This window comes from Actinoplanes sp. NPDC004185 (assembly GCF_053603475.1).
Window position 1 is genome coordinate 76,024 of the sequence record NZ_JBSGFR010000039.1, and the last position, 8,354, is coordinate 84,377.

An 8,354-nucleotide genomic window follows, 5' to 3' on the forward strand; every position below is an offset into this window, starting at 1 on the left:
TAGGGCGGACGACTCGAGCGTGAACCGGAACCTTTACTGGCCGATGGACCAGTCTGCCATGTCACGCGCCTGATCCGAAATCAGGAGGCATTACTGCGTCCGTGATCGATAACGTGAGCCGCCCTCACCGCATTCCCGCGGCGGGGATCGCACGGGAGGAATTGTCATGACCCTGCTCGCGGACGTCCTGGACCCGGCCGAACTGGCTTCCGCGGTCGAAAACGGGCACGTGCGCGTCCAGCGTCACCCGTCGCGGCCGTACGAGATCTACAACTACACCGAGGCCTGCCAGTACACCGGCGCCTGGACGCCGGTCACGCTGGCCTGCCGCGGCCTGATCGTGGCGGGCGACACAGTGCTGGCCCGGCCCCTGGCCAAGTTCTTCAACCACTCCGAGGCCCATGCGCCGCGGCTGCGGCCGGACGCGCCCGTCTCGGTGACCGACAAGGCCGACGGCAGCCTGGGCATCATCTTCCCCGACGAGGACGGTTGGGCGGTCGCGACCCGGGGCTCGTTCACCTCGGAGCAGGCGCGGCACGCGACGGCGGTGCTGCGCACCCGGTACCCGGACTTCACGCCGCCCGCGGGGCTCACCGTGCTGGTCGAGATCATCTACCCGGCCAACCGGATCGTGCTGGACTACGGCGGCCTGGACGACCTGATCCTGCTCGGCGCGGTCGACATCGCGACCGGCCGCACCTTCGGCCCGGACGCCGTGCCGCTGTGGCCGGGCCCGGTCGTGGAGTCGTTCACGTACGCGACGCTGGCCGAGGCGCTCGCCGCGCCGCCGCGGGACGGCCGGGAGGGGCTGGTCGTGCACCTCACCGACTCGGATGAGCGGGTGAAGATCAAGTACGCGGAGTACGTGCGGCTGCACCGGCTCGTCACGGGGCTCTCCGCCCGTACCGTATGGGAGGTGCTGGTCTCCGGCGGTGACCTGGACGCGCTGACCGAGCCGCTGCCCGACGAGTTCCACGCGTGGGTCAGCTCGGTGGCCGCCGAGCTGACCGGCGCCGTCGCGGCGCTGGCGCAGGCCGTCGAGGCCGAGTTCGCGGCCATCGTGGCCGAGCTGCCGGCGGGCTGGGGCCGGCGCGAGTTCGCGGCCCGGGCCGTGCGCAGCGAGCACCGTGGGGCTCTCTTCCTGCGGCTCGACGACAAGGACTACCGTCCCGGCCTGTGGCAGCTCGTCCGGCCGGCCGGCGACGTCACCCCCGGCGGCAACCAGGTGAGTGAGGAATGACCAGACTGCTGATCACCCGGGGGCTGCCCGCCTCGGGCAAGACCACCTTCGCGCGCAAGCTGCAGCCGCAGGTCGTCCGGGTCAACCGCGACGACCTGCGGCGGATGCTGCACGGGCAGCGCCTGTTCACCCAGTGGGCCGAGGGCCAGGTGACGCACGCCCAGCGGGCCGCCGTGGAGGCACTGCTGCGCGCCCACGCCGACGTGATCGTCGACGACACCAACCTGCGGGCCAAGACGGTACGGGAGTGGGCCGAGCTCGCCGCGCGTTTCCACGCGAGTTTCGAGGTGCACGACTTCACCGACGTGCCGCTCGAGGAGTGCCTGCGCCGCGACGCCGGGCGGCCCGACGACGAGCGGGTCGGTGAGGCCGGGATCCGCCGGATGCATCAGCGGTATCTGGCCGGCAAGAACCTGCCGCTGCCGGTCCCGTACGTCGATCCGGGCGGGCCGGGTGTCGTCTACGACCCGGATCCGGAGCTGCCGCCGGTGGTGCTGGTGGACATCGACGGCACGGTGGCGCTGATGAACGGCCGCAGCCCGTACGACTGGGGCCGGGTCGGTGAGGACGCGCCGAATCCGGCGGTCATCGCGGCCGTGCGGGCCATGCACGCGGCCGGGCACGCCATCGTCTTCTGCTCGGGGCGGGACGAGGTGTGCCGTGCCGAGACCGAGGCCTGGCTGGACCTGTACGTCGATGTGCCGTACGAAGGACTCTTCATGCGGCCCGAAGGGGACTCGCGCAAGGACGCCGTCGTCAAGCGGGAGATCTTCGATCGGGAGATCCGCGACCGCTGGCGGGTCATCGGGGTTTTCGACGACCGTCAGCAGGTGGTACGCATGTGGCGCGCCCTGGGCCTGACGGTGTTCCAGGTGGCGGAGGGGGACTTCTGATGGACGGGCGGGACGGGAAGTATCCGCGGACTTTCCACCTGCCCGACTCCCCCGGCGCCACCGCCGACGACAAGATCCAGCACGACCTGTCCTGGTTGGACGGTGAGCTGGTGGTGACGGAGAAGCTCGATGGCGGCAACCTCACCTTCACCCGCGACGCCATGTACGCCCGTTCCGTCGACTCCGGCACCAACCCGTGGGACCGGCCCGCCAAGGCGTTGTGGGCGATGACGGCGTACCGGATCCCGGACGACTGGCGGGTCTGCGGCGAGTCCATGTGGGCCCGCCGCAGCATCGCCTACACGGACCTGCCGGGCGTCTTCATCGTCTTCGGCATCTGGGACGAGACGGACACCTTGCTCGGCTGGGACGACACGGTCGACTGGGCGCAACGTCTGGAGCTGCCGGTGGTCCCGGTCCTGTACCGCGGCGGCAGCCTGACCGAGGCCCGCGCGGCTTGGGCGAAGACCCGCGACGCGGAGACCTCCGAGGGTTTCGTGGTCCGCAGCGCCGGCCGCATCTCGGCGGGAGAGTTCTCCCACCGGCTCTTGAAATGGGTCCGCGAGGATCATGTCCGCACGGACGCCGCCTGGCGCCACCGCGACGACTTCCCCCTCAACGAGTTCGCCTGAGCCCTCACCCGGAGAAAGGGCAACGGGTGCCGTCCTTGGCCAGCGATTGCGCCTCGGGGTCGAGGTAGAAGTTCGGCCGCAGGTCGAGCTCCTCGTAGTAGCGGTGGAAGACCGGCGTGATGCCACCGGACATCGGCGGCACGATCCAGGTCCAGTCGGCCGGCACCCGGCGGCCCGCCTTCTCCTCGTTGCGCAGGTGGGTCAGGAAGCGGGCCGATTCGGTGTGGTGGTCGGTGATCTTCATACCGGCCTTCTCGTACGAGTGCAGCACCGCCCGGTTCAGCTCGACCAGGGCGCGGTCCCGCCACAGCGTCGACTCGCGGCTGGTGTCGAGCCCCATCCGGGCGGCGACGATCGGCAGCATGTTGTACCGGTCGGCGTCGGCCAGGTTGCGCGCGCCGATCTCGGTGCCCATGTACCAGCCGTTGAACGGCGCCAGCGGGTACTGCACGCCGCCGATGGTGAGCCGCATGTTGGCGATGGCGGGTACGGCGTGCCAGCGCAGCCCCAGCTCCGCGAACCAGGCGAACTCGGGGTGGGTCAGCGGCACCTCGAGGATGGCGCGTTCCGGGAGCTCGTAGAGGCGTACGCCCTCGGCCGGGGTCTCGATCGCCACCGGCAGCACGTCGAAGGCCTCACCCTTGCCGCGCCAGCCGAAGCCCTGCATGGCCGCGGTGAACTGCTCGTTGCGCGGATCGCCGACCGAGCTGCCGTCCTCGGTGCGGTAGCCGGCGTAGCGGATCAGCTGCTCGTTCCAGACGCGCGCGTACGGCTGGCCGGGCAGCGCCGGCGCGAAGATGCTGATGACCGGCCGGATCGCGCCCGGGCGTTCCCTGCCGCCGCCGGCGGTCTGCAGGTGGTGCACCAGCAGCGAGAAGATGTCGTCCGCGGTACGGGCCCGGCGGCGGTCCAGCACGACCAGGCTGCGCCAGTAGAGCCGGCCGATGCAGCGGCTCGCGTTGCGCCAGGCCATCTTCGCGCCGTACGCCAGCTCCTCGGTGGTGTGCACGTAGCCGCCGGTCGCCGCGATCTGCGCGCGCACGATGGCCAGCCGCGGCTCGACCGGGCCGAGCCGGGGGTTCTCGACGTAGCACTGCCGCAGGAAGTCCTCGGCCTCGCCCGGATCAACCGGGGCGATCGGGTCCCAGGTCTCGGTCGGTTGGTCCCGGTAGCCAGGGATCATCGAGCGTCCTCCCCACATTGAGCTGAGGTGTGGAGGGAGGTTCGCACGACGCCGTCCGGGAGCAAACGCACCCGTTGTGCGACAAAGGGGCAGCCACCTTGCGGTGACTGCCCCTTTATGCCGTTTTCGGGCGTTTACTCGCCAGGTGTGGACTTGGCGATCTGCATCAGGAACTCGATGTTCGTCCGGGACTGCTTGAGCCGGTCGAGCAGAAGATCCAGGGCCGCCGAGGACTCCAGCGAGCTCAGCACCTTGCGCAGCTTGTGGACGATCGCCAGCTCTTCCTTGCCGAGCAGGATCTCCTCCTTGCGGGTGCCGGACGGGTGGATGTCGATGGCCGGGAACGTCCGCCGGTCCGCGATCTTCCGGTCGAGCTTGAGCTCGGCGTTACCCGTGCCCTTGAACTCCTCGAAGATGACCGTGTCCATCATCGAGCCGGTCTCCACCAGCGCCGTCGCGAGAATGGTGAGCGAGCCACCGTTCTCGATGTTGCGCGCCGCGCCGAGGAACCGCTTCGGCGGGTACAGCGCGGTCGAGTCGATACCACCGGACATGATGCGGCCGGAGGCCGGCGCGGCCAGGTTGTAGGACCGGCCGAGCCGGGTCACCGAGTCGAGCAGCACGACCACGTCGTGACCCAGCTCGACCAGGCGCTTGGCCCGCTCGATGGCCAGCTCGGCGACCGTGGTGTGGTCCTGCGGCGGCCGGTCGAACGTGGCCGCGATGACCTCGCCCTTGACCGAGCGCTGCATGTCGGTGACCTCTTCGGGCCGCTCGTCGACCAGCACGACCATCAGGTGGCACTCGGGGTTGTTGTGGGTGATCGCGTTGGCGATCGCCTGCAGCACCATCGTCTTACCGGCCTTCGGCGGCGAGACGATCAGGGCCCGCTGGCCCTTGCCGAGCGGCATGACCAGGTCGATGACCCGGGTGGTGAGGATGTGCGCCTCGGTCTCGAGACGCAGCCTCTCCTGCGGGTACAGCGGGGTCAGCTTGTAGAACTCGGGACGCCGGCGGGCCTCCTCGGGCTCCATGCCGTTGATGGTGTCCAGCCGGACCAGCGGGTTGTACTTGTCCCGGCGCTGGTCACCACTGCCGCTGTCGCGCGGTGCGGCCCGCACGGCACCGGTGACGGCGTCCCCGCGACGCAGCCCGTGCTTCTTGACCTGCGACATGGAGACGTAGACGTCGTTGGGGCCGGACAGGTAACCCGTGGTGCGGACGAACGCGTAGTTGTCCAGCACGTCCAGGATGCCGGCCACCGGCACGAGCACGTCGTCCTCGTTGACGTGCGGCTCGCGGCCACCGTCACGACCGCTGTCCCGGCCACCATCGCGGCCACCGTCCCGGCCGCCGTCGCGGCCACCACCGGTGCCGCCGCCCTCGCCGTCACGGTCCCGGCCGCGCCGGCGGTCCCGGAACCGGCTGCGCCGGCTGCGCCGACCGCCTTCGCCGTTGTCGCCGTCCTCGTCGTCCGGGCCGTCGTTGCGCGGGCCGCGGTCGTTGCGGTCGGCGCGCTCGTTACGGTCGTTGCCGCCGCGGTCGGGGCGGTCGTTGCCGCCCTCGGCCCGCTGCGGGTTGCGCTGGCGGTCCCGGTTACGCGTCTCGCCACGCTCCGGCCGGTCCCCCCGGTCGGTGCGCTCGCCGTCGCCCTGGCCGTCGGCCGGTGCGCTGTCGCGCCGGCTCTCGCCCTGGTCGCGGCCGTTCTGGTCGCGGCCGTTCTGGTCGCGGCCGTTCTGGTCGCGGCCGTTCTGGTCACGACCGGCCTGGTCACGGCCACCCTGCTCACGGCCGTTCTGCTCCCGACCGGCCTGGTCGCGGCCGTTCTGGTCGCGGCTGGACTGGTCGCGGCGGGTGCGGCGGGCCGGCTCGGCCTCGGTCGCGGGCTGCTCGGTCGCCGGAGCCGCGGACTGGGCGGCGGCGGACTGGGCGGCGGCGGGCTGGGCCGGCGTCTCGGGCGCCTGAGCCGGAGCCGCCGGGGCCTCGACCGCTGCGGCCTGAACCGCCGGGGCAGGGGCCGAAACGGCCGGCGCCTCGGCTACCGGAGCCTGGGCAGCCGGCCCGGCCGCCGTGGCAGCGGAACCGTTCGTCGTGCGCGGGCGCGGGGTGCTGGTGGCCTTGGCCGAGGCAGCCGGGGCCCCGCCGCTCTGACGCTCCGAGATGGCGGTGATGAGCTCGCCCTTGCGCATCCGGGCGGTGCCGGAGATGCCGAGGGAGGCGGCGAGACTCTGCAGCTCGGGCAGCAGCATCGCCGACAGCCCGGTGCCGCCGCGGCGACGCTTGGTGACAGCAGCGGTGGTGGCGCCGTCGTCAGCGACGTCAGAAACACCCGACGTCACGTCGGTGGTGTCGCTCAATGGATTCCTTCCGTCGAAAAAGCCAAGTCCACCCGGGTCTGCAGCCTGGTGGCCGGGTGCCCTCGGAACCCGCTTCGCAACTGCGGCGCGGGAGTTTGCAGCACGGCAGCTCGACGGTTTCCCGACCCGTCGGACAGTGACGGATAGGTCTCGGCGAGTGCAGCGATCTGGAGATCCGCTGCTCGGCGACGTGCCTTGATGAGAATTGAGACCGGCAGAATGCCATGAGTCTCGGGTGCGCGCCGAACCGCAGGGATCGCTTGCTTCGCGGCTGTGCTAGGTCTTGAGCGTAGTCAACTCTGACGACCTGCGGCAACAGGGCCCCGCTCGGCGTGTTCCACCATACTCCCTTTGACAAGGGCGCCGCCGCTATCCACGCCCAACGACTCGGCGCGCCATTCGGTTCCGGGCCGGAAATCGGCAGGTACCGGGCTCAGGGCCAGCACCGTGGGCCCCGCGCCGCTGACAACTGCCGCAACCCCGACAGAACGCAGCGCCGCAACCAGGGAAGCCGTGCCGGGCATCGCCTCGGCCCGATACCCCTGGTGCAGCCGATCCTCGGTGGCGGTGAAGAGAAGGCCGGGCTCCCGGGTGAGGGCATGGACCAGCAGCGCGGCCCGCCCCGTGTTGAACGCGGCGTCCGCATGGGGCACGGCGCTCGGCAGCGCGGCCCGCGCGGTGGCGGTCAGGCCCCGTTCCTGCGGAACGAAGAGCGTCGGTTGTACGCCGGGAGCGACGTCCAGCCGTACGGCCCGGGAACCGCTCGCCTCGGTCCAGGCGATGGTGAAGCCGCCGAGCAGACAGGGGGCGACGTTGTCCGGATGCCCCTCCAGCCGCGCGGCGATCCGCAGCGCAGCCTCGTCATCCAGCTGCTCCCGCACCAGCGCACGGGCCAGCTGCACCCCACCGACGATGGCGGCGGACGACGACCCGAGCCCCCGCGCCTGCGGGATGCGGTTGACACACTCCACGGCCACCCCGGCCGGACGAGCACCGAGCTCGTCGAAAGTGGCGAGCATGGCCCGCACGACCAGATGACTCTCGTCGGTGGGCAGCTCACCGGCGCCCTCACCGGTGACGGAAACGGTCCAGGAATCCCCGGTGACCCGGGCGCTCAGGTCGTCGTAGAGCGTGAGCGCCAGACCCAGCGTGTCGAAGCCCGGACCGAGATTGGCGCTGGTCGCCGGGGTACGCACCCGCACCGGCTCGGAGACGAAGGTCAGGCCCATCGCCTCATGCTAGGCGTTGATCATCATCCCCGGAATGTCGCACCCGGCCGTTAAGGTCGCGGCATGACGGTGGGATACCTGTTCTCGGGCCTGCTGGGCCACCTGCCCCTGCTGGCGGTGCTGATCGCGGGCTTCGTCCTGATCGCCACCCGGCGCGACCGGCTGAGCCCCCGCAGCATGCTCTTCGCCCGGCTGGGCCTGGGCGCGCTGCTGCTCGGCAGCCTGCTCCAGTTCGCCTGGACGATGCTGGTCCCGATGCTGTACTCGTCACTGGACTACTCGGCGACCCAGTACGGCATCGTGTTCGGCCTGATCGGCCTGATCACCGCCTTGATCTCGGCGGCGGGGGTGGGGCTGCTCATCGCGGCTGTGGTGACGCGAGGATCGGCGCCGGGATTCGCGGGGCCGGTGCCGGGCGGCCAGCCGTTCGCCGGACCACCGCCGCAGCAGCACGGGCCGGGCTTTGGAGGGCCTCCCTCCCCGGGCGACCAGCCCTACGGGAACCCACCTTCCGGCGGCCAGCCCTATGGCGATTCCCCTCCTGGCGGCCCGCCTCAGGGGAACTCACCGCCCGGCAGCCAGGGCCACGGGAGTTTCCATCCCGGCGGACAGCCTTTTGGGGCCGGGGATCGGCCTGCTGAGTCGCCGTTTGGCGGGTAGGTCCGCCACGGCTTAGCCGGGCGGCTGTCCTGTGCATGGCGGACCGGCGCGGCGAACGGGCGGTTACGACGACACGATGACGTGGTGGGCGCCGCTCTGCTTGAGCAGGGCCGCGTTCTCCTGCTCGCGGACCGCCGCGATGATCCGCACCTGGCCCGCC

The 8,354-nt window shown here is 71.2% G+C and carries 7 protein-coding genes; 4 read left to right on the top strand and 3 right to left on the bottom strand.

Features of this window, described 5'->3' with window-relative positions:
• Positions 1 to 166: 166 nt before the first annotated feature.
• Genes ACWEOZ_RS32645 through ACWEOZ_RS32655 form a run of 3 tightly spaced genes read left to right on the top strand, consistent with a single transcriptional unit; the run spans position 167 to position 2,765 of the window.
• Positions 167 to 1,240 carry an RNA ligase gene (locus ACWEOZ_RS32645; protein ID WP_451914513.1) on the top strand — a complete coding sequence of 358 codons (1,074 nt, stop codon included), beginning with the start codon at positions 167 to 169 and terminating at the stop codon, positions 1,238 to 1,240.
• On the top strand, positions 1,237 to 2,133 hold the full coding sequence (locus ACWEOZ_RS32650; RefSeq protein ID WP_451914514.1) for a phosphatase domain-containing protein: 897 nt from the start codon (positions 1,237 to 1,239) through the stop codon (positions 2,131 to 2,133). Before ACWEOZ_RS32645 ends, ACWEOZ_RS32650 begins: the two co-directional genes overlap by 4 nt.
• The gene (locus ACWEOZ_RS32655) at positions 2,133 to 2,765 is read left to right on the top strand and encodes an RNA ligase family protein (protein WP_451914515.1); all 633 of its coding nucleotides are present in this window, start codon (positions 2,133 to 2,135) and stop codon (positions 2,763 to 2,765) included. Before ACWEOZ_RS32650 ends, ACWEOZ_RS32655 begins: the two co-directional genes overlap by 1 nt.
• A gap of 4 nt (positions 2,766 to 2,769) precedes the next feature.
• Here ACWEOZ_RS32655 and ACWEOZ_RS32660 read toward each other — a convergent pair whose 3' ends face one another.
• From ACWEOZ_RS32660 to thrB, 3 genes are all read right to left on the bottom strand, one after another.
• The gene (locus ACWEOZ_RS32660) at positions 2,770 to 3,948 is read right to left on the bottom strand and encodes a nitric oxide synthase oxygenase (RefSeq protein ID WP_451914516.1); all 1,179 of its coding nucleotides are present in this window, start codon (positions 3,946 to 3,948) and stop codon (positions 2,770 to 2,772) included.
• A 134-nt stretch (positions 3,949 to 4,082) separates the two neighbouring features.
• Positions 4,083 to 6,305, bottom strand: coding sequence for a transcription termination factor Rho (gene rho, locus ACWEOZ_RS32665; protein ID WP_451914517.1), 2,223 nt, complete (start codon positions 6,303 to 6,305; stop codon positions 4,083 to 4,085).
• Positions 6,306 to 6,598: 293 nt separating this feature from the next.
• Positions 6,599 to 7,534 carry a homoserine kinase gene (gene thrB, locus ACWEOZ_RS32670; protein ID WP_451914518.1) on the bottom strand — a complete coding sequence of 312 codons (936 nt, stop codon included), beginning with the start codon at positions 7,532 to 7,534 and terminating at the stop codon, positions 6,599 to 6,601.
• 63 nt (positions 7,535 to 7,597) lie between these two features.
• Between thrB and ACWEOZ_RS32675 the strand changes: the two genes are divergently transcribed.
• A complete protein-coding gene (locus tag ACWEOZ_RS32675) occupies positions 7,598 to 8,194 on the top strand; it encodes a hypothetical protein (protein ID WP_451914519.1) in 597 nt (198 codons plus the stop codon).
• Positions 8,195 to 8,354: the final 160 nt, after the last annotated feature.

Excerpts from the sequence above, each read along its gene's own strand:
- ACWEOZ_RS32650 (WP_451914514.1), top strand. The coding sequence starts at position 1,237 with ATGACCAGACTGCTGATCACCCGGGGGCTGCCCGCCTCGGGCAAGACC.
- ACWEOZ_RS32655 (WP_451914515.1), top strand. The coding sequence starts at position 2,133 with ATGGACGGGCGGGACGGGAAGTATCCGCGGACTTTCCACCTGCCCGAC.
- ACWEOZ_RS32660 (WP_451914516.1), bottom strand. The coding sequence starts at position 3,948 with ATGATCCCTGGCTACCGGGACCAACCGACCGAGACCTGGGACCCGATC.
- thrB (WP_451914518.1), bottom strand. The coding sequence starts at position 7,534 with ATGGGCCTGACCTTCGTCTCCGAGCCGGTGCGGGTGCGTACCCCGGCG.
- ACWEOZ_RS32645 (WP_451914513.1), top strand. The coding sequence starts at position 167 with ATGACCCTGCTCGCGGACGTCCTGGACCCGGCCGAACTGGCTTCCGCG.
- ACWEOZ_RS32675 (WP_451914519.1), top strand. The coding sequence starts at position 7,598 with ATGACGGTGGGATACCTGTTCTCGGGCCTGCTGGGCCACCTGCCCCTG.